The 23,097-nt window shown below is 64.1% G+C and carries 23 protein-coding genes; 14 read left to right on the top strand and 9 right to left on the bottom strand.

What is annotated here, in order from left to right; genetic code table 11:
• Window positions 1-18: 18 nt before the first annotated feature.
• The 4 genes from ACZL02_RS07975 to ACZL02_RS07990 are packed head-to-tail and all read right to left on the bottom strand — an operon-like array spanning window position 19 to window position 3,089.
• Complete coding sequence (locus ACZL02_RS07975; protein ID WP_472938056.1) at window positions 19-813, bottom strand: hypothetical protein; 795 nt, start codon at window positions 811-813, stop codon at window positions 19-21.
• Window positions 810-1,058: a hypothetical protein gene (locus ACZL02_RS07980; protein ID WP_472938057.1), complete on the bottom strand. Its 249-nt coding sequence runs from the start codon at window positions 1,056-1,058 to the stop codon at window positions 810-812. Before ACZL02_RS07980 ends, ACZL02_RS07975 begins: the two co-directional genes overlap by 4 nt.
• A 46-nt stretch (window positions 1,059-1,104) precedes the next feature.
• A complete protein-coding gene (locus ACZL02_RS07985) occupies window positions 1,105-2,694 on the bottom strand; it encodes a hypothetical protein (RefSeq protein WP_472938058.1) in 1,590 nt (529 codons plus the stop codon).
• The gene (locus ACZL02_RS07990; RefSeq protein ID WP_496258420.1) at window positions 2,694-3,089 is read right to left on the bottom strand and encodes a hypothetical protein; all 396 of its coding nucleotides are present in this window, start codon (window positions 3,087-3,089) and stop codon (window positions 2,694-2,696) included. Before ACZL02_RS07990 ends, ACZL02_RS07985 begins: the two co-directional genes overlap by 1 nt.
• Before the next feature lie 327 nt (window positions 3,090-3,416).
• Between ACZL02_RS07990 and ACZL02_RS07995 the strand changes: the two genes are divergently transcribed.
• Window positions 3,417-3,638, top strand: a complete 222-nt coding sequence (locus tag ACZL02_RS07995; protein WP_472938060.1) for a hypothetical protein — start codon at window positions 3,417-3,419, stop codon at window positions 3,636-3,638.
• A gap of 193 nt (window positions 3,639-3,831) precedes the next feature.
• Here ACZL02_RS07995 and ACZL02_RS08000 read toward each other — a convergent pair whose 3' ends face one another.
• Both ACZL02_RS08000 and ACZL02_RS08005 read right to left on the bottom strand, forming a co-directional pair.
• Window positions 3,832-5,184 carry an AAA family ATPase gene (locus tag ACZL02_RS08000; RefSeq protein WP_472938061.1) on the bottom strand — a complete coding sequence of 451 codons (1,353 nt, stop codon included), beginning with the start codon at window positions 5,182-5,184 and terminating at the stop codon, window positions 3,832-3,834.
• Window positions 5,185-6,018: 834 nt separating this feature from the next.
• The gene (locus tag ACZL02_RS08005) at window positions 6,019-7,254 is read right to left on the bottom strand and encodes a tyrosine-type recombinase/integrase (protein ID WP_472938062.1); all 1,236 of its coding nucleotides are present in this window, start codon (window positions 7,252-7,254) and stop codon (window positions 6,019-6,021) included.
• Window positions 7,255-7,679: 425 nt separating this feature from the next.
• On the opposite strand from ACZL02_RS08005, the gene ACZL02_RS08010 reads away from it, so the two are divergent.
• The 7 genes from ACZL02_RS08010 (at window position 7,680) to ACZL02_RS08040 (ending at window position 14,530) form a co-directional block, all read left to right on the top strand.
• Entirely contained in the window at window positions 7,680-7,895 is a 216-nt protein-coding gene (locus tag ACZL02_RS08010) for a hypothetical protein (protein WP_472938063.1), read from the top strand.
• 281 nt (window positions 7,896-8,176) lie between these two features.
• Window positions 8,177-9,514, top strand: a complete 1,338-nt coding sequence (locus ACZL02_RS08015; RefSeq protein ID WP_472938064.1) for an extracellular solute-binding protein — start codon at window positions 8,177-8,179, stop codon at window positions 9,512-9,514.
• Between the two features lie 70 nt (window positions 9,515-9,584).
• Window positions 9,585-10,469, top strand: coding sequence for an ABC transporter permease subunit (locus tag ACZL02_RS08020; protein WP_472938065.1), 885 nt, complete (start codon window positions 9,585-9,587; stop codon window positions 10,467-10,469).
• Between the two features lie 7 nt (window positions 10,470-10,476).
• On the top strand, window positions 10,477-11,391 hold the full coding sequence (locus ACZL02_RS08025; protein WP_472938066.1) for an ABC transporter permease subunit: 915 nt from the start codon (window positions 10,477-10,479) through the stop codon (window positions 11,389-11,391).
• A gap of 61 nt (window positions 11,392-11,452) precedes the next feature.
• Window positions 11,453-12,568, top strand: a complete 1,116-nt coding sequence (locus tag ACZL02_RS08030; RefSeq protein ID WP_472938067.1) for a sn-glycerol-3-phosphate import ATP-binding protein UgpC — start codon at window positions 11,453-11,455, stop codon at window positions 12,566-12,568.
• A gap of 1 nt (window position 12,569) precedes the next feature.
• Entirely contained in the window at window positions 12,570-13,499 is a 930-nt protein-coding gene (locus ACZL02_RS08035) for a sugar phosphate isomerase/epimerase family protein (protein WP_472938068.1), read from the top strand.
• On the top strand, window positions 13,496-14,530 hold the full coding sequence (locus tag ACZL02_RS08040) for an endonuclease/exonuclease/phosphatase family protein (RefSeq protein WP_472938069.1): 1,035 nt from the start codon (window positions 13,496-13,498) through the stop codon (window positions 14,528-14,530). Before ACZL02_RS08035 ends, ACZL02_RS08040 begins: the two co-directional genes overlap by 4 nt.
• Before the next feature lie 111 nt (window positions 14,531-14,641).
• Here ACZL02_RS08040 and ACZL02_RS08045 read toward each other — a convergent pair whose 3' ends face one another.
• Complete coding sequence (locus tag ACZL02_RS08045; protein ID WP_472938070.1) at window positions 14,642-15,499, bottom strand: outer membrane protein; 858 nt, start codon at window positions 15,497-15,499, stop codon at window positions 14,642-14,644.
• 323 nt (window positions 15,500-15,822) lie between these two features.
• Here ACZL02_RS08045 and ACZL02_RS08050 point away from each other — a divergent pair, with 323 nt between their 5' ends.
• The 4 genes from ACZL02_RS08050 (at window position 15,823) to ACZL02_RS08065 (ending at window position 19,288) form a co-directional block, all read left to right on the top strand.
• Entirely contained in the window at window positions 15,823-16,398 is a 576-nt protein-coding gene (locus ACZL02_RS08050; RefSeq protein WP_472938071.1) for a TadE/TadG family type IV pilus assembly protein, read from the top strand.
• Window positions 16,399-16,953 carry a TadE/TadG family type IV pilus assembly protein gene (locus ACZL02_RS08055; RefSeq protein WP_472938072.1) on the top strand — a complete coding sequence of 185 codons (555 nt, stop codon included), beginning with the start codon at window positions 16,399-16,401 and terminating at the stop codon, window positions 16,951-16,953. It begins immediately after the preceding gene.
• A 50-nt stretch (window positions 16,954-17,003) separates the two neighbouring features.
• Entirely contained in the window at window positions 17,004-18,848 is a 1,845-nt protein-coding gene (locus tag ACZL02_RS08060; protein ID WP_472938073.1) for a TadE/TadG family type IV pilus assembly protein, read from the top strand.
• Window positions 18,849-19,102: 254 nt separating this feature from the next.
• Complete coding sequence (locus ACZL02_RS08065) at window positions 19,103-19,288, top strand: hypothetical protein (RefSeq protein WP_472938074.1); 186 nt, start codon at window positions 19,103-19,105, stop codon at window positions 19,286-19,288.
• Window positions 19,289-19,412: 124 nt separating this feature from the next.
• Here ACZL02_RS08065 and wrbA read toward each other — a convergent pair whose 3' ends face one another.
• A complete protein-coding gene (wrbA, locus tag ACZL02_RS08070) occupies window positions 19,413-20,012 on the bottom strand; it encodes an NAD(P)H:quinone oxidoreductase (RefSeq protein ID WP_472938075.1) in 600 nt (199 codons plus the stop codon).
• 328 nt (window positions 20,013-20,340) lie between these two features.
• Between wrbA and ACZL02_RS08075 the strand changes: the two genes are divergently transcribed.
• Window positions 20,341-21,087, top strand: coding sequence for a competence/damage-inducible protein A (locus ACZL02_RS08075; protein WP_472938076.1), 747 nt, complete (start codon window positions 20,341-20,343; stop codon window positions 21,085-21,087).
• Window positions 21,088-21,232: 145 nt separating this feature from the next.
• Window positions 21,233-21,730, top strand: coding sequence for a xanthine phosphoribosyltransferase (gene gpt / locus ACZL02_RS08080; protein ID WP_472938077.1), 498 nt, complete (start codon window positions 21,233-21,235; stop codon window positions 21,728-21,730).
• Between the two features lie 33 nt (window positions 21,731-21,763).
• Here gpt and ACZL02_RS08085 read toward each other — a convergent pair whose 3' ends face one another.
• Window positions 21,764-22,864 (bottom strand): sensor histidine kinase, encoded by a 1,101-nt coding sequence (locus tag ACZL02_RS08085; RefSeq protein WP_472938078.1) that lies wholly within the window; start codon window positions 22,862-22,864, stop codon window positions 21,764-21,766.
• Between the last annotated feature and the right edge of the window lie 233 nt (window positions 22,865-23,097).

A 23,097-nucleotide genomic window follows, 5' to 3' on the forward strand; every position in this document is an offset into this window, starting at 1 on the left:
ACATCGTTCCGCGCTCCCTCAGCTGGCCTGTGAGGGCGTATGCGGAAGCGGCTCGATGCGCGGCGTCGGCGGGCCGGAGCGGGTCTGCTTCTCCAGCGCCTTGTCCCGGGCCATCCGAGCCTGCAGCCGGGTCTCCTGCTCCACGAACCGGATCACGCCATCGAGGGCTCGCTCGGCGTAGTCGCAGGCCGCCATCTTGTGCTTGAACTTGGCGTAGCGCTCCGGATCGGCCTCCTTGGCGACGATCTCGCGCAAGTCGATCAGATCCTCCGGCTTGATGCCCGTCAGGAAGGCCGGCGCCGACAGGACGGCCTTGAGCGCGTTCCGATCGCCGGCACGGGTGAGCTTCATCACCTCGAGGACGCGGCCGCTTTCCGGAAGGGACCGGATATAGTCGCGGATCTCCTTCTGCAGGGCGATAGCGTGTGGCTCCTCCGGCGGCTTCGTTACCGCATCGGTCATCCGCGCCAGGACCCTCTCTTCGAACTCGGTCTTGTCCCGTCGAACTTCCGCCAGCTTGTCCCGCAGATCGGTGAGGATCGAAACATCGGCGAACTCGGCCGTCTTCGCGAACGCGCCTTGCGGCGTCAGATTGGCATCGACACGGTTGCGCTGGCGGACGGCGGTGAAGCATTTGAAGGCCACGCCGGCGGCTTCCGTCGCCCGGTAGAGGCTGGAGACGTGGCTTTCGGTCGTCGGGACGTCCTCCGGCCAGCCGGCCAGGTTGACGCGCAGCTCGACGGCGCGCTCCTCGATGTCCCTTTTGATCAAACGATCCAACGCGGAATGGCTAGCTTCCTGGACGTCGCTCATGCTGCGGTCACCCCGCTGACGATTGCCTCGGCCGTGGTGGCGCCGGAGACGATGGCATCGAGGCGAGCGAACAGCACCGCCGGCGGGATCTGGTTGCCCGAGGTGTCGGACGCCATGAAGATGACGCCGTAGTGCTGGGTCCCGCCGCGGGCGAGCTCGGTGACGGCGCTCTTCAGGCGCGGCATTAGGGTCTTCAAGTCGGCGATGGCGGCCAGCGCCTGCGCCTTTTCAGCTGAGGTGGTCATAGATCAATGTTCCTTTGATCGAGGGTGAAAGCGGAATGGATCGTGGTCATAGCGTCGGTAGCCTCCGGAGCGGCGGCAGTGGCACGCGAGGGACGGACGGAGGCGGCAGGGGGACATTTCGGGGCGCCGATGGCGGTATCGGCCGGTGCATTGATCCACCGCCGACTGCGATTGTGTTCGAGCCTGCGAGATTGTGGTGTCTGAGCCCGTATAGGTCGATTGCCGCGGTGACGGAGACGCCGGGCTTTGCTGTGTAGAAGTTCTTGTCGAACACCTGCACCAGCACGCCGGCCACCGCATTCGCGACGTCGTCGTGGCCCCCGGGGGCATGATCGATGCTGTCCCGGCCGCCGCGGCTGGTGCGCCGCTCGAGGCTGACCAGCTGAGAGGACAGACGGGCTATGTCGAGCAGCTCGACCTCCCGCGAATTCACCCGCGGGATCAGGTCGCGGTAGAGGTCGCTTTTAGCCTTGGCGTTCGCCTGGTACTCGATGCCGAGCTTCTTGAACGGCTCTCTTGCCCATTCGCCTGCGAACCGATCGCCAGTGATCTGCTTGATGCCGTACCGCTGAAGGTCCGCGACGAAGTCCTTCACGACGGCCTCAGGGCTGAAAGGCGGGATCACCTCGCGCACCACGTCGAGGATGGCCCGGTCGCCTTCCTTGTGGGCGATTGCCAGCGTCATCGAGTCCGCCGAGCCGCCGGATGGATCGATGAAGCCGAAGTAGCGATAGGCCTGGATCCGGCCCTTCTCGAACACGCCCGGCGGCGTCACCGCCTCGACGGCCTCGATCGTCAGGCAAGCCTCGACGTCCTGCCGGAACTGAGCGAGATATTCCGCCTTTGCCGATGCCGGGTCGCGGGCCATCGCTCGATCGACGACGCGCTGTAACAGCTTGGGGTTCAGGAACCGGGACGCGGCCTGCGCCACCAGGACAAGAGGATCACCGCCGGCGCCGAAGTCGCGCTTCCAGGTGGTGTAGAGTTCGCCCTTCCGGGCATAGGGCGACGAGATCACGATCAGCGGCCCGCCGGTGGTCGCCAGTGACGGCCGGATGGCGTTCAGGATCTCGGTGTCGGGATTGGCGCTCTCGTCCGATCGCCAGAATGCCGCCTCGTCGCCGATCGCCGCCACGCATGTCGCGGAACGAGCGCTGCGGTAGTTGGCCGGCCTGATCTCGATGTCGATGCGGTTGGAGAGGCTGAGGGTGTCCGACGTCTCGTTCTGGATCATGCCCGCCAGTAGGGGCACCGACCGCATGATGCCGACGATATAGCCGAACGCGGCCTGCGCCTGCTTCTGCGTCGCGGCCATCAGGGGGATGGTCCCTCGCTCGCCAACGGCCAGCACGTCGTCGTAGTCGACCAGGGCGCCGAAGTAGACCGCTAGGACAGCCGCAGCGCGCGTCTTGCCACCACGCCGGCCGACGACAGCCCAGAACTCCTCGACCATCTCCAGCGGCTCCGCATCGCGGCCCGTGAGGATGGTGAAGACGGCACGCTCCTCGTCGGTCAGCTTCTCGCCGACGATGGCGATCAGCAGGGACCGCCACCCGATCCAGCTATCCCCGGGCATGACGCTGCCGAAAATGTGCGGATCGGCTAGCGCGTTGCGCATCGAGACGAGCGGACGCATCAGGCCGCGGCCTTCGACTTCAGGTAGGTCACAAGGTTTGTGACGTCTTTCTTGCGTCGCTCGATTCCGATCGCCTCGAGGAGCCGGCGCAGATTTCCCGCTGTGCGCTGGTAGAGATCAAGATCCTTTAGGTCTGCTTCGCCGGCCATGGCGAATTTCGCTTCCATCCGCTCAAGCTCGACGGTCATAGTGGCTATGCGTCGGACAATTGATCGCTGCGCCTCTGTGATTGAATCATCACCGCCCATGTCCTCGATATGAAGGGCGCAGACGTCGCGGAGACGTCGAACCCAAGTTGAACGCCCGTCCACGCCAGGCAGTATCGAAGAGCCGTTGGTGACCCGGCTACGAGCCGTGCTCCTCATGTCGGGTTTGGTGGGGGTACTTTCGGGCAACTTCTACTCTCATCTGCGGACACAGTGCGGACATGAGAGGACCCAAGGCAGATTTAATCAAGCAATTTCAATGTGTTTGTCACTATACGTCTTCTGATAATTAATCTGTGGCGTCAGTTGTCACGCAATGTCAGGACGATCTGGGATCGCCCTGACAAGGCGAGAAAAAATCAGCAATGGCGCTCGCGTCGATGTCCCCCGCCAGGTGGGTGAATTGTCTGAATTGCTGACTTTCCGGACGGACTGATATTTTCCCAGTCGCAAGAAGCCACCCGCAATCGTGCAAGGTGACAGCAATGGGCACAGCCCAGAAAAAGGAAAGACAGCATGCGGGACAATGTGAAATTTTCGATCCAGGCCCTCGGCTTCGTGACCGCTGCGGCCGTCAATGCAGCCGCGACCGCGGAGGCCAGCGGGCCATGGACGGCGGTGACGGGCATGGTCGCGGGTCTTGTCGCGGTTGCCGTAGCAGTGGACTGGGGTTGGGATCCGATCAAAGCCGGCTGGCCCGAGACCAAAACGACGGTTCTGCGCTGGCTGGGAAGCTGACAAAAGTAAGCTACGTCGACGAGAATTCATGGGGCGCTCTCGCAAGATAGCGCCCTTTCTCAATCGCCCGTCAGCTTATTGAAGTTGAATTGGTACACGACGCTCGCCAACCTTTTTGATCCACCTTCCATCTCTAATGTCTCAGCACCGGACAACCGGACACCCCTATAGGGTGGTGTCCGTGTCTGTCCGCCTAATGCTCGCGGACATGTCCGTCTAATGTCCGGTCAATGTCCGGTGTCCGCTTCGATGCTAGAAGCCCTGTGATGTCGGGCTTTGAGCTAACCAACCAGACATGAGGGTCCCATGTCCCGATGCGCTTTTTCGACTGAAGGGACCGACTGACCCTTTGGAACGCTTTTTCGCGTGCAGACTGAGTGTCTGTCGTACTGATCCCGCGCTTGTATGCGTACTCTCGCCATAGCCTTACGGTGACTGCTCGAACCCCCTCCGGGACACGGCTCGAGGCGGTTTTCTCGCCGGCCTCAAGCACCGCTTCCTCAAGAGCGGCAAGGGCGATCTTCTCACTGTTCGTCAGATAGCCCGCGCTGCGCTCGGCTGTTTCGGCAGCTTCTGCCCGAACTACCACTGGCGCTGTCGTCGTTTTTCCGCTGGTCGGATGGGTGCCCAGATCGACCGATGTCAGGTCGAAGGCGAGGGCAAGATCATCCGGACCGTCATTTGCCTTCACGATCCTGGCCGTCCTGACGTCGGCGCCCTTTTCGAGAAGGAACGTTGCATCAGCTGCCGCCACAAGCTCACCGCGACCAGACGGCTTCGTCGGGCTATGGAACGGGCTGTGATCGATAACCACGATCCCCGCTCCTGTCTCATGTTGGATCCGAGAGATATTGCTCACCAGCTTGCCAACGTCGTCGCTGTTCTCGTCGCCGATGACCTGCCGCTTCGTGTCGATGACAACGACTACGGCATCGGCCTCTGTCTCTTTTACCAGCTCCTTCACCGTCGCGATGACGCGATCGGTATCGGTCCCGGCCTTCGCCAGGTCGAAGTACCCCTTGATGACCGCTACTGGCAGTTCGTCGATGCTGTGATGCCTCCGGAAAGCGGCGAAGCGGCGAAGCACAAGGTTCGCTCGCTCAGCGGCGACATAGAGAATGGCGGCTTGCTTCACCTTCTTGCCGAACCACTCGCGCCCCGCCGCGATGTGGCAGACCATGTCGCCGACCAGCACGGACTTTCCGCAGCCGGGCGCGCCGTATGGGACGAGAAGCTCCCCCTCGCCCATCCAGTCCTCGACCGTCCATTCCTTATGAATGTTCGGATCGATCTCGGCGAACCAGGTCATGGGATAAGGTTGGGCTTTGGCGACGCCCCTCTTCTGTCCGGAGGCGACGGCTTTTTGCTTCGTAGCCGCGGCCCCCGCCGCATCGCGGGCCAGGAAGCTGGACAGCATGTGAAGGGTCCGCCCATTGAAGTTGACGCGGACGCTTTGCTGATCGCCCTTCGGCTCCACGCCGATCACCGTGCCGGCCCCATGACTTGCGTGAAACGCCACCTCGCCCGCTGCGAAAGCTTGGCTCATGACGTCACCTCATGAGGGACGAACACGCCGCACCAGTCATCGTGCTGGACGACCGGCCATGACCGATAGCCGTCCATTCCACCCCAGTGGTCGACCTTGAACTTCGGCGCGTTCACCCGGCACTCACCGACGGGGATCGTGGTTGTTGCACCGTTGACGTGAAGCTGCAGCCGTCGGACGCCCTCGTCAGCGCCTGCTTTGTAGAACCGGCAGTCCCGGCAAGCCGCGCTCATCGAGCACGCTCCCGGTAGAGGCCGACTGCGAATAGTTTGCCAGCAAGCGGCACGACCAGGGATCGCCGCTCTGCATCTTCGGGGGACGGGATTGATCGCAGAAGGGAAGCGACATAAGTTTCGCGTCGAAGTCCGTGGCAGTGGAATTCAGTGAGATCGCCGCCGTCCTTGGGATGCACCCCTTGGACGGCGGTTTGCGTTTCCGGGGCCCGCATCAGGCGGCTCTGCTTTTGCGACGAGGATTTGGCCTGTGCTCTTGGCTTTCGATCCAGGCTCGAACGCTAGAAATTCGGTAGAGGGTGCGTCCGCCGAGGGTGGTGAAAGGAAGTCCGTCGGGCTGAGACTGCCACCGTGCGATAGTCCGTAGCGTGACGCCAAGCTCGGCTGCGATCTGATCGCGTGACAAATAGTCTGAAAGAAGTGCGCTCAATGTCGTCGTTCTCCTGTTGAGGTGACGAATTGAGTCTAGAAGGCCAAGTCGGTTGATTGAATCGTGACAACAGCTGACATCAACGATATTTAGTTGAATTATTTCAACAACTTAGATAGTTATGCCCGTTATCCACCGCTTTGGCGGTTTTCAGTCTATCGCCTAAGCGGGTCACCGGACCCCCATCACGATCACCCCTGCCCGCTCCGTTGCGGCCCTCAGCGGATCGTCAAAGAGATGCGAATAGCGGGCAGTAGTTGACGGCTGGGTGTGTCCAAGCAATGCGCCGATGATCGGAAGCGATAGGCCGGCGCTCGCCAAGACCGATGCATAGGTGTGCCGCAGATCGTGGATACGGGCGGAGGGCTTCACCACCGTCTTTCCATTCACTTCCTCCGTTGTCACTAGCTCCGCGGCGACACAGAGTGCATGCCACGCATTCTTCACCTCCAGGCGCGGGCCGTCGCCGCTTCGACCAGGGAAGACGAACTCGCCATTTCCTTTTGGCCCCTTTCGAAGCACTCGAAGCAGTGCGATCGCCGGTGCCGACAGCGGGACGCGGTGAAGGGTTTTCTGCTTCGTGGTTGCTCCAGGCTTGGTCCAGACGCCTTCAGCCAAATCGACATGTTCCCACCGCATGGCAAGAACTTCGCCGCGGCGCGCGCCCGTCAAAAGCAGCAAACGAATGATGTCGGCGGATTGCTGGTCGGCATAAGCCTCAAGCGCCTTGGTCAATCGAAGCAGCTCGGCCGGCGTCAGGTATCGATGCCGCTTCTCCTCCTGGTTCCGCTCCAGCCCCTTGCAGGGGTTCTCGGTGCACCATCGCCACTTGATGGCGAGGTTGAACATCTTGGAAAGGATGGCAAGCGTGCGGTTGGCGGCATAGCTGGCGCCGCGCCGCGTGATCTTGCGGTGGAGCGCGTCAACGTCGGAGAAGCTTACCTTGGAAACCTCGAGGTGCTTTAGCGCGGGCCGGATCTCCCGGCGGATCAGAGAAGCATACTCGTGCTGTGTGCTTTCCCGCAGCTTGGTCTTGCCCTTATGCGCAGATCCACCCTCGATCGTGGCTGGCAAGAACTCTTCGATATAGCGGTCACACATGTCGGCTACGCTGACGGACGATCGCGCTGCGTCGACCGTGCCCATGGGATCATCGCCGACGTCTATTCTTCGTTTCAGGTCGGAGGCTTCCTTCCGAGCGGCGCCAATGCGCCAATCGGGGAATGACCCGATCGTCACTCGGCGTTCTCGGCCGGCCAGGGTCCGGTAGTTCAGAACGAACGCGCGGGCTCCGGATGCCGTGACCCTGCATCCGAAGCCTTTTACCTCACTGTCGTAGGTGATCCGATTTCCCTTTTCAGGGACCGGCAAGTTTTTGATCGAAGTGTCGGTTAGTTTTTGCGCCATGTCAGCCGTCGTGTCCGCACTGTGTCCGCAATCTAGACGGACTTTCTTGTCACCCAATTGACCTGCGTTGTCACGCAATGTCAACGTAATGTCACAACCGACTCAATGCTTTATGACCACATTTCGGACGAAACAGTTGCCCTGCAGGCCTCGACGAAAGCAGATTTCTCCAGACTTAAAATCTGTCGCCCTCGGGATTACGGGTTCAAGTCCCGTCGTCCGCACCACAACAACGCCCGGCACGTCCCGGCAAGGCGCGGTGCGTGTCGCGAGTCGCAAGCCGAGAGTGCCTCTCCCGATGCCGCTGCCTGCACACTGAAACATGCCGCTTGGCGGATGGTGCGCCGGCAATCGCTGTCCACGCCCGTCACACGCCTGTCATCGGCGTGCCGCATGCAGCCGGGACCAACCGTCCGGGAACTTCGATGCGCCGCCGCTTCCTCCATCTCCTTCGCCAGTTCATGCCCCGCCTCGTCCGGCGGGCGCACGAGAGACGGCTGTGCAGCTTCGAGCGGCGGCGGATCGTCTCGATGATCGATGCCGGGGAATCCTACCGGACGATCATCCGGCAGCATGGCTTCACCCGGGCCGAGGTGGACCGCGCCCTTCTCGCGCAGACCGGCGGCCACTCGGACGCCTGAAGGCCGGCGCCGACCAGTGCCACGCAAGCGGCGATCAAACGCTGCGCCTGATCGACGCGGACAGAAACTCGACAACATAAATATTCACGCTCAAATAGCGGGCCGCCCCCATCAGTGGCAAAGCATCTCAGCCGGCAATGCTGTTTTCGATGAAGAATTCTGTAAATACTATACAGCCGGCCTGTCATCGAATGTTCATTGTACAGCGAACCCCGGCCGCCTTAGTGGCACAGCGTCGGATCCCGGAGGGGTGCCGGACACATAATCATTCAGGGGATACCATGCTGAACAAGATCATCGGCGCGCTGGCGCTGTCGGCTGTGATGACGGCGTCCGCCCATGCGGCCCCGGTGAAGATCGATTTCTGGTACGGCAACAGCGGCGACATCTCCAAGCGCGTGATGGAGCAGTGCGACCGGTTCAACAAGAGCCAGGCCGAGGCCGAGGTGGTCTGCACCAGCCAGGGCACCTACGACGCCTCGCTGCAGAACACGATCGCCGCCTTCCGTGCCGGCCAGCAGCCGACGATCGCGCAGGTGTCGGACGCCGGCACCCTCGACATCATGCTGTCGGGCGCCTTCTACCCCGCCGAGAAGCTGATGGCCGACAACGGCTACAAGATCGACTGGAAGGACTATTTCTCCGGCATCTCCAGCTACTTCGCGACGTCGAAGGGCGAGATGTACTCCTTCCCCTTCAACTCCTCGACCGCCCTCCTCTACTGGAACAAGGACGCCTACGCCAAGATCGGCAAGGATCATGGCCCGGCGACCTGGGAAGAGGCCGGCGCCGACTTCAAGGCGTTGAAGGAGGCTGGCTACGCCTGCCCGCTCGGCTTCAACATCTCGCGCGACGAGGTCTGGCAGCTGGAGGAGCAGTTCCTGGCCGTGCACGGCGAGCCGAACGCCACCAAGGGCAACGGCTATGAGGGCCTGGACGCCGAAATGGTCTTCAACAAGGGCAAGTGGGTCCAGTTCGTCCGCGACCTGAAGGGCTGGTACGATGCCGGCGAGGCCGTGCTGAAGTCGAAGGAAACCGGCCAGACCTTCGTCGACGCGTTCGCCGCCGGCGACTGCCAGACCATCCTGACCTCCGTCGGCGACCATGGCGGCATCGGCCGCAGCGCCAAGGAAGGCATGAACTGGGACGTCGCCATGCTCCCAGTCTACGAGGGCACCGCGCGCAAGAACTCGCTGGTGGGCGGCGCCTCGCTCTGGGTCATCGCCGGCAAGTCCGACGCCGAGTACAAGGCGGCCGCGGCCTTCCTCGCCTTCATCGCCAAGCCCGAGGAAGCCCTCACCTGGTCGACCGTCACCGGCTACATCCCGGTGCGCCAGTCCGGCTACGACTACCTCGTCAGCCAGAAGTTCTACGACAAGGCGCCGTACAAGGGACGCGAGCTGGCGATCAAGAGCCTGACCTTCACGCCGCCGACCGACGTCACCCGCGGCCAGCGCCTCGGCGGCCTGCTGCAGATCCGCCAGGAGATCTCCAACGGCCTGCAGGCGATCTTCATCAAGAACGCCGACGTCCAGACCTCGCTCGACGAGGCGAAGACGCGCAGCGACGCCATCCTGCGCCGCTTCCAGCAGACCTATGCCGGCAAGACCCTGCCGTAACGCGGCCCACTGACGATACGCCCCGGAGCCTGAGGCTTCGGGGCGCCTTGCATGCAGCGGCGGGACCGACATGGAAAAACGCGTGACCTTTTCGGCAGGTGGCACCGGGCTGATGTTCGCCTTGCCGATGCTGCTTCTGATCTTCGTCTTCTTCTACTGGCCGACGGGACAGGCGCTGTTCTGGGCGTTCACGCTCGAACAGCCCTGGGGCGGCGGCAATACCTTCGTCGGCTTCCAGAACTTCAAGCAGCTGCTCTCCGACAGCGTCTACTGGGGCTCGATCAGCCGTAGCATGGTGTTCAGCCTCGGCACGACCTCGCTGGCGATGGGCATCGCCCTCGTCCTGGCGCTGGTCGCCGACCGCGAGCTTGCCGGCCACCGCTTCTACAAGTCGGTGCTGATCTGGCCCTACGCGATCGCCGCGCCGGCGCTCGGCCTCGCCTTCAGCTTCATCCTCGCCCCGCAGGCCGGGCTGCTGTCGTCGATCAACAGCATCTGGCCAGGCCTCTGGAACCCGGCGCTGGACGGCAAGGACGCGATGATCGCCATCATCATCGCCTTCGCCTGGAAGTATGTCGGCTACAACTTCATCTTCTTCATGGCCGCACTGCAGGGCATTCCGCGGAGCTTGAGCGAGGCCGCCGCGATGGACGGCGCGAGCCCGCTCCGCCGGATGCGCGACATCCAGCTGCCGCTGCTGACGCCGACGCTGTTCTTCCTGCTGGTGATCAACATCACCGAGAGCTTCCAGGACAGTTTCGGCATCGTCGACATCATGACCGGCGGCGGGCCGGCCCGCGCGACCGAGCTGATGGTCTACAAAATCTATTTCGACGGCTTCAAGGGCCTCGATTACTCCGGCGCCGCCGCCCAGAGCATCATCCTGATGATCCTCGTGATGGTCCTGACGGTCGTCCAGTTCCGCTTCATCGAGCGGCGCATCCACTACAAGTGAGACCGTCATGATCGAACGCTCCCCCGTCTTCGACGCCGTCTGCCAGGTGCTGCTGTTCCTCGGGCTGGTGATCGCGGTGACGCCTTTCCTCATCGTGCTGATCGCGGCGACGCACGACATCCGCGAGGTCAACCAGGTGCCGATGCCGCTCTGGCCGGGCAGCCACTTCCTCGACAACGTCGCCGCCGCCTGGGTCCGCGCCGACCTCGGGCGCAAACTGTTCAACAGCTTTGTCTTCGCCTCGTCGGTCGCCTTCGGCAAGGTGGCGCTGGCCTTGATGGCGGCGTTCGCGATCGTCTACTTCCGCTTTCCCGGACGTATGCTGATCTTCTGGGCGATCTTCGTGACGCTGATGCTGCCGCTCGAGGTGCGGATCGTGCCGACCTATGCGGTGGCGGCCAACGCGCTGCAGCCGTTCCAGGCGATCCTCGACGTCACCGGCCTCTCCTGGCTGATCGCGCAGCTGACCGGCGTCACCGTCAAGCTGCAATGGGGCCTGCTCAACTCCTATACCGGCCTTGCGCTGCCACTGGTCGCCACCGCCACCGGCACCTTCCTCTACCGCCAGTTCTTTCTGACGCTGCCGGACGAGCTCGCGGAGGCCGCCAAGATGGACGGCGCGGGGCCGGTGCGGTTCTTCTTCCAGATTCTGCTGCCGCTGTCGAAAGCCAACATGGCGGCGCTGGCGACGATCATGTTCGTCTGGGCGTGGAACCAGTATCTCTGGCCATTGCTCGTCACCACCGATCCGAGCTTCGGCACCGCCGTGACCCAGCTGAAAGAGCTGATCCCCGCCAAGGAGGGCGTGCCGGAATGGCATATCGCGATGGCCGGCACGCTGCTGGTCATGCTGCCGCCGCTGCTGGTGATGATCGCGATGCAGCGCTTCTTCGTCCGCGGCCTCGTCGCCACCGACAAATAGCCGCGGGCCCGACCGACCTTCGACCTTCGACCTTCGACCTTCGACCAAGACAGGAGGCCCCATGGCCGACATCGCCATCTGCAACGTCAAGAAGGACTACGGCAAGACCGCCGTCGTCCACGGCGTCGACCTCGAGATCAGAAGCGGCGAGTTCATCGTCATCCTCGGCCCTTCCGGCTGTGGCAAGTCGACGCTGCTGCGCATGGTGGCAGGGCTCGAGGCGATCACCTCCGGCGAGATCGCGATGGACGGCAAGGTGGTCAACGACCTCGAGCCGCGCGAGCGCGGCTGCGCGATGGTGTTCCAGAACTACGCGCTCTACCCGCACATGTCAGTGGCCGAGAACATCGGCTACGCGCTGAAGGTCGCCGGCGTCGGCAAGACGGAGCGGACGGCGAAAATCCTCGCCGTCGCCAAGACCGTCGGGCTCGACGCCTATCTTGACCGCAAGCCGATGCAGCTCTCCGGCGGCCAGCGCCAGCGGGTGGCGATGGGCCGGGCGATGATCCGCGAGCCGAAGGTGTTCCTGTTCGACGAGCCGCTGTCGAACCTCGACGCCAAGCTGCGGGTGTCGATGCGGGCGGAGATCCGCCGCCTGCACCGCCGGCTCGGCGCTACCTCGATCTTCGTCACGCACGACCAGGTCGAGGCGATGACGCTGGCCGACCGGCTGGTGGTGATGAACGGCGGCAAGATCGAGCAGGTCGGCACGCCCTCGGAGATCTACAACACGCCCGCCAGCCGCTTCGTGGCGAGCTTCGTCGGCGCCCCGCCGATGAACATCCTCGACGGAACGGTGGGGCCGGCCCAGCGGCTGGTGATCGATGACCGGCGGGCACTGGTGCTCGACGCCGTCCGAGACCTCCCGGCTGTCGGGCAGAAGCTCACCGTCGGCATCCGGCCGGAGCACGCGCGCCTGGTCCGTGCCGGCGCGCATGGCAGCCTGCCGGCGACGGTCGACTTCATCGAGGAGCTCGGCGCCTCGCGCGTCGTGCACACCGACATGAACGGTACCGGCTTTGCCGTCTCCTTCTCGGAGGGCACCGCCCTGCAGCCGGGCGATGCCGTCGGGCTCGAGCTGCCGGCGGACCACCTCCATCTCTTCTCGACCGAGACCGGACGGCGCATCGACCGCCCCGCGCTCACGGTGTCCACCCCGCAACTGCAGGAGGCCTGATATGGCCGCGATCACCCATGTCGGATTCAACGTCACCGCCGGCGACGGCGACCTGACGCGTCTTCGAAACTCGCTGGCCGGGATCGCCGACCTCGGTGCCGATGTCGCCGAGCTCTCGCTGTTCGGGCACGACCTCATCGCCGGCGGACGGGTGATAGAGGGCCGCGCCAAGGCGCTGGCCGAGATCTGCGCCGAGTTTCCGCTGCGCTACACCGCACACGGCCAGATCGTCTCCAACTTCATGGACGGGGCGAACCTCGCGCGGCAGAAGAAGGTGGTCTCGGCCATGCTGGAACTCTGCGAGCGTGTCGGCGCCGACGTCCTCGTGCACCATTGCGGCAAGGCAAAGCTCGGCGGCCGCCCGGAGCGCGAGGCGCTCGACCGGATGGAGCGCGAGGCGCTCGCTGAAATGGCGGAGGTCGCCCAGCGCCGCGGCGTGCGCATCGCCTTCGAGAACATCTTCGCCGTCGATCCCCGCGAGTACCGCCAGACGCCCGCCGAGATCGCCGAGACGGTGCGCGCCGTCGGGCATCCGAACGTCGTTGGCCTCATCGATTTCGGCCACGCCTATATCGAGGGCAACCGGCTCGGCCTCGACTGGCGCGGCGAAGTCCGGGAGATGGCCGGCGTCACCGGACACCTCCACGTGCACGATAATTTCGGCACGCCCTACGTCATGTCGGAATTCTTCCACCGCAGCGAAGCGGTGGCGCTCGGCATCGGCGACCTGCACCTGCCGCTCGGCTGGGGCGACCTGCCGTTCGCCGAGATCTTCGACGAGATCACCGTGCTGCCGGGGACCGCGCTGATCATGGAAATCGACGAGCGCTTTGCCACCGAGCGCGCCGAGAGCCTGGCGATCGCCCGCCAGCTTGCCGCCGCGGTGAACGCGCGCGCCGCGGCGCCGTCCGCGGGGGGCGTGAGGGCATGACGATGAGCCAGGACCAGTTGATCCGCACCATCCTTGCCGAGCTGCCCGTGCCTCCCCAGGATATCGCAGCGGAAGCGCTCGGCGCCGAACTGACGCTCGACGAGCATCACCGGCTGGCCGCCGCGGTGGCAGCCTTCGCCGCGATCGAGCAGACACCGGCACCCGCCATGCCGCCTCTGCCGACGCTGCGCATCGCCGCCTGGAATGCCGAAAGGCTGAAGTTCGCGGAGCCCTCGGTTCGGCTGGTCGAGCAGGCGGATGCCGACGTGCTCTTCCTCACCGAGGCCGATCTCGGCATGGCGCGCTCCGGCAACCGGCACACTGCGGCCGATCTCGCCGAGGCGCTCGGCATGGGGTTTGCCTATGGCGTCGAGTTCTTCGAGCTCGGGCTCGGCGACGACCGCGAGCGGGCCGCGCATGCCGAGGAGCAGAACCGCGTCGGCTTTCACGGCAATGCCATCCTCACCCGCATGCCGCTGGAAGAGGCGTTCCAGATCCGGCTCGACGATGGCGCGATCTGGTGGCTGGAGGCGGAGAAAGGCCAGCAGCGGCTGGGCTGGCGCATGGCGATCGGCGGCCGGATCGAGATGGAAGGCGGGCCGGTCTGGCTGATCTCGGTGCATCTCGAGAGCAAGACGACACCGACCGACCGGGCCTTGCAGGTTCGGCGCCTGCTCGATCACGTCGACGTGCTCTCGGCCGGCGGTGCCGTGGTGATCGGCGGCGACATCAACACCAAGCTGATGATCGGCGATGACGTCGACGCGTGGTGGGCCGATCCTGCCGGCCGCGAGCCGCTGTTCGCCCACTTTGCCGACGCCGGCTATCGCTGGGCCGAGGCGAACACGCGCGAGAACACCACGCGCACCCGTCCGGACGGCGCCCCGACCCCGCCGCACAAGCGGCTGGACTGGCTGTTCACCCGTGGATTGTCCGCCCGGCACCCGGTGACGCATCCGGCGATCGACGACCGAGGCAATGCGATCTCCGACCACGATCTGGTGGTCGCGGAGTTCTTCCGCGAGGCTTGAGCCATCGACAGTCGGCCGACCGGACTGTCCGCAGGAAAGCAAGAAAGGCCAGGAGAGCGATCCCCTGGCCTTTGCACGAACAGATTTCAGAAGATCCGCCGCCAGACGAGATCAGTTGAGGCCGACGCCGCCGCCGAACTCGTAGCGCAGACCCGCGCGGATGGTGTGGATGTTGAAGCCGTCGTCGCGGGCCTGCACGCCCTTGGCGCCGAAGGAGCGATCGGCCGAGTCGTAGCCGAAGTAGTCGCCGTCGGAGATGCGGGTGTAGCGGTAGCCGGCATCGAGCTTCAGCCGCGAGGTCAGGTCGATGGTCGCACCGGCCATCAGGGCGGCGGCGAAGCGCCAGCTGCTCTCGCCGGGATGGTCGAAGGTCGGATCGATACCGGTGCATGCCGGATCGGAACCGCAGACCTCGGTGCTCTTCACCTCGTCGTACTTGACCCGCGCAGCGCCGAGGCCGGCACCGATATAAGGGGTCACGATGCCGTAGTGGCCGATGTCGACATAGGCATTGGCCATCGCCGTCCAGACGCTGACTTCCGAACGATCGTCGTAGCCGCAGTCGTTGTAGAAGCCGAGGCCCTTGCTGGCGGTGACGTAGGAGATGCAGCTCGTCGAGCCGCGGACGTCGGCCTTGAAGTGATCCAGCGTCACGTCGGCGCGGAACATGTCGGTGAAGCGATAACCGACGCCGGCGCCGAAGCTCGCGGCGCTCTTGGTCTCCAGACGATCGTACTGGAAGATGTCGTCGACGCCTTCGACGCCCTCGAACTGGTTATAGAAGCTGTAGTCGCCGGTCGTCTTGTTCTTCAGGAAGACGCCGACGTCGCCGCGGAGGTACCAGCCTGCCGTCGACGGCGCTGCCTGCGGCTCTTCATAGGCCGGCTCGATCAGATCGGCAGCAGCGGCATAGCCGGTGGCATTCAGAAGGGCGACGACGGCGAGCGCCGGCAGAACTCGGTTTGACACAGAAAATCTCCAAGGCTGAGCAGCTCCAGGTCCGTTCCTGCTCTTTCGGAAGATTTACCGCAGCATGATTAATGGCCGGTTAAGCCGGTCCATCATGGAAGCGCGCCGCAGCCTACCGCCGCGCATGCGCAACCGTGCTGCCCATTCCTGCCAAAGGCCGCAGCAGCGCGGTTTCAGCGCCCGGATTGGTGCAATGCACGGCCGGAAGCCGTCCAGGCGTGGGGCTTGACGGGATTGCGGGAAGCGGCACGGCCTTCTGACTTCTTTTACATGTAGGCGTCTAAATGATGGGCCAAGGGAGCGCTCATTTGCCGAAGGCTGCAGTGACCACCGGAGAGAGAAAACATGCGCGGAAGACCGGCGGCCTCTTCCGCCGGCTCCTCGCCGATATCAGGGGCGTCGCGGCGATCGAGCTGGCGCTGGTGGGACTGCCGTTTCTCTTCGTGATCTTCGCGTTCATCGAGACTGCGGTGGTCACCGGTGCGGGTGTCGTCCTCGACAACGCGGTCAACAGCGTTGCCCGGCAGGTCCTGACCGGCGAAGTCCAGGCGGCCGATCTCGACCAGACAGCGTTTCGCAAGATGATCTGCACCGAGGTGTCGATGCTGCTCGACTGCAGCAAGGTGAAGATCGACCTTCGCACCTTCGCCACCGCCGACAGCATCCCGACCTCGGCGACGATGAAGCTTGGATCGGTCGACGACACCCAGTTCTGCTACGACCCCGGGGCGCAGGATACCATCACCGTCCTGCGGGCCTTCTACGAATGGCCCTATGTCGCCGGGATGCTCAGCAACCTGACGAAGGACACGAACGGCAATGCCGTTCTGATGTCGATGGCCGCGTTCATGAACGAGCCTTTCGGCGTTCGCGCCACCACGCATTCGACCTGCACGTAGATGAAACGCCTGTCCCGCCGCCTCCGCTTCGGCCTGAAGCACTTCAGCCGCCAGAACAAGGGCGTCGTCGCGGTCGAGTTCGCGATGATCCTGCCGCTGCTCCTGATCTTCTACCTCGGCGCTTTCGAGGGATCGCAGGCGCTGTCGGCCAACCGCAAGGTCGAGGCCATCGCCGACACCGTCGGCAACCTCGTCTCACGGTCGACCGCCATGGATACGACCCGGCTGAACAACATCATGGCGATCTCGAAGGCGATCCTGGCGCCCTTCGCCAACACCGAGCTGGTCATGACGGTGACAACCGTCAGGGTCGACGTCAACGGCAAGGCCACCGTCGACTGGTCGAAGGCCAGCACCGGCAACGGACTTGCGGCAGGCTCCGCCTACACGCTGCCGGCGGACCTGCGCGGTTTCACCGATACCTATTTCGTCTTCTCGACGGCCTCCTATCCCTACAAGGCGTTGCTTGGCTACGGCGGCATGATCCCCAGCATGACGATGGCCGAGACGACCAGTTTCCGCCCCCGCAAGAGTTCCGAAATCCCCTTCAGCTGACGCATCGCGGGCATTCGCGACCGGGCGGCTGGACATCGATGGACTGCCAGATGCAGAAACTTAGCAGGCTTGCGAAATTTGCCCACCACCGAGGCGGCGCGGTGGCGATGGTCACGGCCTTCTTGCTGCCGGTGTTCATCTTCAGCGCGGCTGTCGCCGTCGACACGACACGGATCTTCTCCTCGCAGCGTCAGCTCCAGCGGTCGCTGGATGCTGCGGCCCTCGCCGCCGGCAAGCAGTACGGCAAGACCCAGGACACCGCCGAACTGACGCGGTGGGCGAACGGCTTCTTCCTCGCCAATGCCGACAACAAGGCCGACCAGAACACCAAGTTCAGCTATGACGGGGTGAAGGCCGCCAACGGCAATACCGTCCTGACCGTCTCGGCGACCCGGGACGAGCCGACCTTCTTCGGCAATGCGGTGTATGTCCTGTCCGGCGGCAAGGTGCCGAAAACCTGGCGGCTCGCCGTGTCCAGCCAGATCGTCATCGAGAACCGCTCGGTCGAGATGGCGCTCGTGCTCGACAATTCCGGCTCGATGAAGAACTCGCCCTCTAGCGGCGGCACCGCGAAGATCACCACGCTGAAACAGGCTGCCACCCAGCTGGTCACCCAGGTGCTGACGCCGACCAGCAATGCGAACGTGCCGAACCCGGTGAAGCTCGGGATCGTGCCGTTCTCCGGCGCGGTGAATGTCGGCAACAATTACGCCGATGCCAAGTGGATGGATACCCAGGGCCTCTCAAGCTCGCACAACGACAATTTCGACTGGTCGACGTGGACGAAAACTACTCTCGGCGTAAGTGTTAAACAGGCAGTCCAAGTGCCGGGCAGCGCCACAGCTTGGCGTAGGATTAGCGATCTGAAGCCGCTAACCCGGTTCTTCCTCCATGACAATCTGAAGTACTCGAACGGTACGGCCCGCTTCCCTATCAGGTGGGAGGGCTGCGTGGAGTCACGCCCCAACGGTCTCGCCATAACGGACACGGAGCCGTCTCTCGGCAACCCGGACTCGCTTTTTGTGCCGCTGTTTGCTCCATCAGAATACAAATGGACCATGACTCCACAAGTCGAGGAAATCGTGAAGGACGACTACATCCCCGACAGCAGCGCACCCAGTCCAAACACCGCCTTTAATGCGCTGACCAAACAAAACGACATGAATAAGTACTTCTCCGATACAAAGCCCACATCGACCTCCACCACCGTCACGGCAGGCCCCAATTTCGTCTGCGATACGGCGGCCATCACGCCGCTCACCACCAACATGACGACGGCAAAAGCCGCCATCACGTCAATGCAACCCCTAGGTGCCACCAATATTCCGGAAGGCCTCGCCTGGGGTTGGCGGGTTCTGTCCTCGCGCGAACCGTTCACCGAGGGCGTGGCGTCCACGACCCCCGACAATCTCAAGGTCCTCGTGCTGATGACGGACGGCGAGAACACCTACAACCCGACCTACTCGACCGGTCAGGCGCTGGATGTCACCAACGCCAACGTCTCGATGTACGGCACTTACGGTTTTGGACAGATCCTCAGCACCGACAAGAAAAAGGTCGTCCCGGGCCACATCTTCGACGCAACGAAGACGACACCCAAGGTGGCGGACGCCGACAACTACGTGGCCGCGCTGAACGAGATGACCACCAGCGTCTGCGAGAACATCAAGGCGGACGGCCGGACGGCGGGCGCGGGAGACGGGATCGTCATCTTCGCCATCGCCTTCGACCTTGCCGACAGCAGCCCGATCAAGCAGAGGCTGAAGGCCTGCTCGTCCAACGGCGTCGATGGCAAGAGCGCCAAGCTCTACTACGACGCCAAGAACTCGGCGGATCTCCTGGCGGCCTTCTCTTCCATCACCGAGGAAATCTCGAGCCTGCGCGTCTCCCATTGACGAGGGTTCCGGGCGAATACGCGAAGCTCGGTGTCCGATGCAAACCTTGCGTCAAAGTTAACTCGTGCCGGTCGACGGCCTCTCTTCCGTAACCGCGGCATTAGATCAACGAACCTGACGTATCAGCGCCGGAAACCTTTTGGAATCAATGGGTCCGACGCATGCTGTGACACAATGGCGATTGATCCGCGCCCGAATTCGCGCTATTAATAGCTTGGTAATATTTGGAACACCGGGCGAAGGGAGATGGGTGAATGCAGCGTCGTCGACAGACCGCCGTGCAGTATCGGCTCAGCCTGGATGCGCCTCCCGTCGATGCCCTCGGCGGCGACTTTGCGTCCTCCTTGCTGGCCCGGCTTCGCCTTGAAAACTTAGCTCTGGAAAGCTTGCGTCTGGCGCTCGTGGGAAATGAGGAACGGCTGCTGAGCGTCTCCGCATAACGGAAAGGCTTCGGCGACTGATGGTCGGTTAAACGCAAAAGGCCCACCGAGATGGTGGGCCTTTTGCGTTCGTGGGCCTTGCGTTCAATGAAGAGCCGGCAGGACTTTGCCCGCCCGGCCGTGTTCAGCCGAAGAGCTTGGTCGCGACCTCGGCCGTGTGCTTGCCCTGGAAGCGGGCGCCGTCGAGCTCGGTGCTGCTCGGCATGCGCGAACCGTCGCCGTTCGCGATCGTCGTCGCGCCATAAGGCGAACCGCCGGTGATCTCGGCATTGCTCATCTGGCCCTGGAACGAATAGGGCAAGCCGACGATGACAAGGCCATGGTGCAGCAAGGTCTTGTGCACCGAGAACAGCGTCGCCTCGTTGCCGCCGTGCTGGGTGGCGCTCGACGAGAATGCCCCGCCGACCTTGCCGATCAGCTTGCCGCCGAACCAAAGACCGCCGGTGCGATCCCAGAAGCTTGCCATCTGCGAGGCCATGTTGCCGTAGCGGGTCGGCGTGCCGACGATGATGGCGTCGTAGTTCGCGAGTTCCTCCGGCGGGATTTCCGGATAGTCGTGATCGGTCTTGAAGTGCGCGGCCGCGACGACCTCGGCCGGTGCGGTCTCCGGCACGCGGCGGATGTGGACGGTGGCGCCGGCGCTTTCGGCGCCCTCGGCGACGGCCTTCGCCATGGCCTCAATGTGACCGTAGCTCGAATAATAGAGCACCAGAACTTTTGCCATCGGAACAGTTTCCTCGCGTTGAGCCCCCATGGAGCCGTAGCGGCATTAGATAGGCGGAGCAGCGCGATGGAAAGGCGGAGGCCGGCGACGGACCGTCCACCCGGAGGCAAGGCGTGCCTTGCGTAGCCGGCCACATCAAGTTCGGAGCACCGGAAGAGAGACTGCGCCAAGCCCGGCGTGACCCGCCTGCATCGCCGCGTCCGCCTTCGCATTCCCCGCGCTTGCTTTTTCAGCTGCCGCCTCGCTCTACTCCCGGCAAATCAGAGACCACGGGCGAATCGGCGAACCCATCGCCGGGCCCCGGTCACCCGACGTTTGGAACGAGACCATGACGCAGCCCCTGCCCCCCACGACGGCCGCCATGCTCGCGATCGGCGACGAGATCCTCTCCGGCCGGACCAAGGACAAGAACATCGCGCATCTCGCCGATGTCATGACCATGGCCGGCATCGACCTCAAGGAAGTGCGGATCGTCGGCGACGAGCCTGCCATCATCGCCGACACGCTGAATACGCTGCGCCGGCAGTACGACTTCGTCTTCACCTCCGGCGGCATCGGCCCGACGCATGACGACGTGACCGCCGAGGCGGTGGCAGCCGCCTTCTCGCTGCCGCTGATCGAACACCCCGAGGCCGTCGAACGGCTGGCCGCGATGTACCAGCGGCGCGAACTGCCGTTCACCGAGGCGCGCCGGCGCATGACCCGGACGCCGGAGGGCGCGACGCTGGTCGACAATCCTGTCTCGACGGCACCGGGCTTTCGCATCGACAACGTCTTCGTCTTCGCCGGCGTGCCGTCGGTGTTTCAGGCGATGCTGGCCAACGCGCTGAAGGAGTTGCCGGCGGGCCAGCAGATCGCCAGCGAAGCCATCGAGTGCCCGTATGGCGAGGGCGACATCGGCGATCCACTGGCCGCCGTGCAGAAGGCGCATCCGGGCGTCTCGATCGGCTCCTATCCCCGGCTGGAAGGCGAGCGGTTTACGACGCAGCTGGTGCTGCGCTCGCGCGACGCGGAGAAGCTCGCCGCAGCCAAGGGCGCCGTCGAGGCAATGCTGGCCGAGATGGCCGCGGCCTGAGGCGCGCCCCCAAGGCTAACGCCGCTCCCGCGCTCCGCCCCCCCATGGCGACAATACGTGCGCCCTGCTTCGCGCGGCGTGACTTGCCCGAAACCCTGCTGCGGTCTATCGGAGCGGGATATGCCCTCCCCGCCTGGAGACCCCGATGCCGAACCCTGAAAAATCCTTCCCGGTTTCCTGGGACCAGTTCCACCGTGATGCGCGGGCGCTCGCCTGGCGCCTCGCCGGGATACGGCCGGAATGGAAGGCGATCGTCTGCATCACCCGCGGCGGCCTCGTGCCCGCGGCGATCATCGCCCGCGAGCTCGGCACGCGGATGATCGAGACGGTCTGCATCGCGTCCTATCACGAGTATTCCGAGCAGGGCGAGCTGAAGGTCCTGAAGGAGATCAGCCCGGTGCTGCTCGAGGACGATGGCGAAGGCATCCTCATCGTCGACGATCTCACCGATACCGGCCGCACCGCGGCGCTGGTGCGCGCCATGCTGCCCAAGGCGCACTTCGCCACGGTCTATGCCAAGCCGAAGGGCCGACCGCTGGTCGATACCTTCATCACCGAGGTGTCGCAGGATACCTGGATCTTCTTCCCGTGGGACCTCGGCCTGACCTTCCAGGCACCAATCGCCAAGGGCACCGCCGGCTGAAACGCGCTGGAGCGGCGAGGCCCGCTCCTCGGCTCAGGGGCCGTCGGGCGCCGGGCTCAACTCGAAGTCCGCCACGAGGTGCAGCCCCGTCGGACGCCATTCGCGATCGATCCGGCCCTTGTGCTGCCGGACAATCAAGGCATCGAGCAGCGTCGCGCCAAAACCGTCCGCGGCGGGCTCGTCATCGATTGCCGCGCCGGTTTCGGTCCATTCCAGCCGCAAGCGTCTTTCGCCGTCCTCCAGCCGCTCCGACCAGTGGATGGCGATCCGGCCGCCGTTGACGATCGCGCCGTATTTGGCGGCATTGGTGCTGAGCTCGTGCACCACCATGGCGATGAGGATCGCCTGTTCCTCCACCAGTTCCACGGGCGCGCCGAGCAGTTTCAGCCTGCCCGCCTCCTCGTAGGGCATCAACTCGTTGCGCAGCACGGCGATGAGCGAAGTGGTACGGCCGGTGGCCTCGACGAACAGCGACTGTGTCTTCGCCAGCGACGCGATCCGCTGCGTCACGGCATGGCGAACCGCCTTCAGGTCGCGGCCATGGCGCATGGACAGGCTGACGATCGCCTGCACTTTAGCAAAGCTGTTCTTCACCCGGTGCTCCATCTCCCGCATCAGCAGGAGCTTCGCCGCCTCGGCGACCTCGCGACGCCGGATCTCGGCGCGCAGCGCAAGCTCGGTCTCCAGGATGTCGACGAGATCGGTCATCGTCGCCGTTTCCTCGGCAGTCCAGCCGCGCGGATGGCGATCGATGGCGCAGAGCGAGCCGATCACCGAGCCGTCCGGCGCATGGATCGGCACGCCGAGATAGGCTTCGACCCCGAGGTCGGGGATCGCCAGGTTGTTGCGCACCAGCGGATGCTCGCGCGCGGCATCGACGACCAGCGGCTTCTTGGTGGCGACGACGTGCTGACAGAAGGAGTGCGTCAGCGGCGTCTCCCGCCTCTCCTGCCAGGGATCGGGGAGCCCGACCGCACTCTTGAAGAACTGACGGTCGGCATCGAGAATGCTGACAAGGGCCACTGGGACGCCGAGAAGTTTGCCGATCAGCCGGGTGATTCGATCGAAAGCAACTTCCGGCGGCGTATCGAGAAGGTCGACGGCACCGTAATGGGCGTCGGCAATTTCGGTCATGAGCATTTCCTCGGGTCGGCGCACCGCATCAACAACAAGTCTGGCCATCGCTTCCCGGGGAAGACGGTCTGTCTCAGCGGCAAAGGCGCGAAATACAGAGGCCGGTCAACCGACAATCTCGGCGAAGGACTTGCCATTTCAAGGGCGGAGGCCGGCCCAGCCGGGGAAAGCATTGGCGAGTCGCGATTCGGGTTCTGCCCGTTATCCACACCCCGCCGAGAACGTGATGAGCG

The organism is Mesocryomonas fontinalis, from assembly GCF_055730125.2.

Bases quoted from the DNA above. Each gene is read 5' to 3' on its own strand.
- ACZL02_RS08055 (WP_472938072.1), top strand. From the start codon at position 16,399: ATGAAACGCCTGTCCCGCCGCCTCCGCTTCGGCCTGAAGCACTTCAGC.
- ACZL02_RS08005 (WP_472938062.1), bottom strand. From the start codon at position 7,254: ATGGCGCAAAAACTAACCGACACTTCGATCAAAAACTTGCCGGTCCCT.
- ACZL02_RS08015 (WP_472938064.1), top strand. From the start codon at position 8,177: ATGCTGAACAAGATCATCGGCGCGCTGGCGCTGTCGGCTGTGATGACG.
- ACZL02_RS08075 (WP_472938076.1), top strand. From the start codon at position 20,341: ATGACGCAGCCCCTGCCCCCCACGACGGCCGCCATGCTCGCGATCGGC.
- wrbA (WP_472938075.1), bottom strand. From the start codon at position 20,012: ATGGCAAAAGTTCTGGTGCTCTATTATTCGAGCTACGGTCACATTGAG.
- ACZL02_RS07985 (WP_472938058.1), bottom strand. From the start codon at position 2,694: ATGCGTCCGCTCGTCTCGATGCGCAACGCGCTAGCCGATCCGCACATT.
- ACZL02_RS07980 (WP_472938057.1), bottom strand. From the start codon at position 1,058: ATGACCACCTCAGCTGAAAAGGCGCAGGCGCTGGCCGCCATCGCCGAC.
- ACZL02_RS08030 (WP_472938067.1), top strand. From the start codon at position 11,453: ATGGCCGACATCGCCATCTGCAACGTCAAGAAGGACTACGGCAAGACC.
- ACZL02_RS08085 (WP_472938078.1), bottom strand. From the start codon at position 22,864: ATGACCGAAATTGCCGACGCCCATTACGGTGCCGTCGACCTTCTCGAT.
- ACZL02_RS08000 (WP_472938061.1), bottom strand. From the start codon at position 5,184: ATGAGCCAAGCTTTCGCAGCGGGCGAGGTGGCGTTTCACGCAAGTCAT.
- ACZL02_RS07975 (WP_472938056.1), bottom strand. From the start codon at position 813: ATGAGCGACGTCCAGGAAGCTAGCCATTCCGCGTTGGATCGTTTGATC.
- ACZL02_RS08040 (WP_472938069.1), top strand. From the start codon at position 13,496: ATGACGATGAGCCAGGACCAGTTGATCCGCACCATCCTTGCCGAGCTG.
- ACZL02_RS08035 (WP_472938068.1), top strand. From the start codon at position 12,570: ATGGCCGCGATCACCCATGTCGGATTCAACGTCACCGCCGGCGACGGC.
- ACZL02_RS08020 (WP_472938065.1), top strand. From the start codon at position 9,585: ATGGAAAAACGCGTGACCTTTTCGGCAGGTGGCACCGGGCTGATGTTC.
- ACZL02_RS08065 (WP_472938074.1), top strand. From the start codon at position 19,103: ATGCAGCGTCGTCGACAGACCGCCGTGCAGTATCGGCTCAGCCTGGAT.
- ACZL02_RS08025 (WP_472938066.1), top strand. From the start codon at position 10,477: ATGATCGAACGCTCCCCCGTCTTCGACGCCGTCTGCCAGGTGCTGCTG.
- ACZL02_RS08060 (WP_472938073.1), top strand. From the start codon at position 17,004: ATGCAGAAACTTAGCAGGCTTGCGAAATTTGCCCACCACCGAGGCGGC.
- ACZL02_RS08010 (WP_472938063.1), top strand. From the start codon at position 7,680: ATGCGCCGCCGCTTCCTCCATCTCCTTCGCCAGTTCATGCCCCGCCTC.
- ACZL02_RS07995 (WP_472938060.1), top strand. From the start codon at position 3,417: ATGCGGGACAATGTGAAATTTTCGATCCAGGCCCTCGGCTTCGTGACC.
- gpt (WP_472938077.1), top strand. From the start codon at position 21,233: ATGCCGAACCCTGAAAAATCCTTCCCGGTTTCCTGGGACCAGTTCCAC.